This is a genomic window from Pseudochelatococcus sp. B33, assembly GCF_053570585.1.
In genome coordinates this window covers 1-1,188 of the sequence record NZ_JBSEFH010000076.1, presented here as the reverse complement: position 1 = coordinate 1,188, position 1,188 = coordinate 1, and the positions used below count along the sequence as shown (strand labels likewise).

At 63.0% G+C, this 1,188-nt stretch carries 1 protein-coding gene; it reads left to right on the top strand.

The features are described 5' to 3' along the window. Position 1 precedes the first annotated feature (1 nt). Positions 2 to 1,188 (top strand): elongation factor Tu (tuf, locus tag ACUSIJ_RS29605; protein WP_449312000.1); only part of this gene is annotated, 1,187 nt, incomplete at its 3' end.

Here is a 1,188-nt window from a genome sequence, read left to right as displayed (position 1 = left end):
GATGGCGAAGGAAAAGTTTGAGCGGACAAAGCCGCATGTGAACATCGGAACGATTGGTCACGTTGACCATGGGAAGACGTCTTTGACGGCTGCGATCACGAAGGTTCTTGCGGAGGCTGGTGGGGCGTCGTTCACGGCGTATGACCAGATCGACAAGGCTCCCGAGGAGCGGGCGCGCGGCATCACGATCTCGACGTCGCACGTTGAGTACGAGACGGCGAAGCGCCACTACGCGCACGTCGACTGCCCCGGCCATGCCGACTACGTGAAGAACATGATCACGGGCGCGGCGCAGATGGACGGCGCGATCCTGGTGGTGTCGTCGGCGGACGGCCCGATGCCGCAGACGCGCGAGCACATCCTTCTGGCGCGTCAGGTCGGCGTTCCGGCGCTTGTCGTGTTCATGAACAAGGTCGACCAGGTGGACGATCCGGAGCTTCTTGAGCTTGTGGAGCTTGAGATCCGGGAGTTGCTGTCGAAGTACGAGTTCCCCGGGGACGACATTCCGGTGATCAAGGGTTCGGCGCTTGCGGCGCTTGAGGACACGAACAAGGAAATCGGGCACGACGCTGTTCTGGCGCTGATGGAAGCGGTGGACGAGTACATCCCGCAGCCTGAGCGTCCGATTGACCAGCCGTTCCTGATGCCTGTCGAGGACGTGTTCTCGATCTCGGGCCGCGGCACGGTGGTGACGGGCCGCGTGGAGCGCGGCGTGGTGAAGGTCGGCGAGGAAGTCGAGATCATCGGCATCCGTCCGACGGTGAAGACGACGGTGACGGGCGTTGAGATGTTCCGCAAGCTTCTGGACCAGGGTCAGGCGGGCGACAACATCGGCGCGCTGCTTCGCGGGACGAAGCGTGAGGACGTTGAGCGGGGGCAGGTTCTGGCGAAGCCGGGTTCTGTGAAGCCGCACACGAAGTTCAAGGCCGAGGCGTACATCCTGACGAAGGAAGAGGGCGGCCGGCACACGCCGTTTTTCGCGAACTACCGTCCTCAGTTCTACTTCCGGACGACGGACGTGACGGGGATCGTGAAGCTTCCGGAAGGGACCGAGATGGTGATGCCCGGCGACAACGTGTCGATCGAGGTTGAGCTGATCGTTCCGATCGCGATGGAAGAGAAGCTTCGCTTCGCAATCCGCGAAGGCGGCCGCACCGTCGGTGCCGGCGTCGTCGCCGAAATCATCGA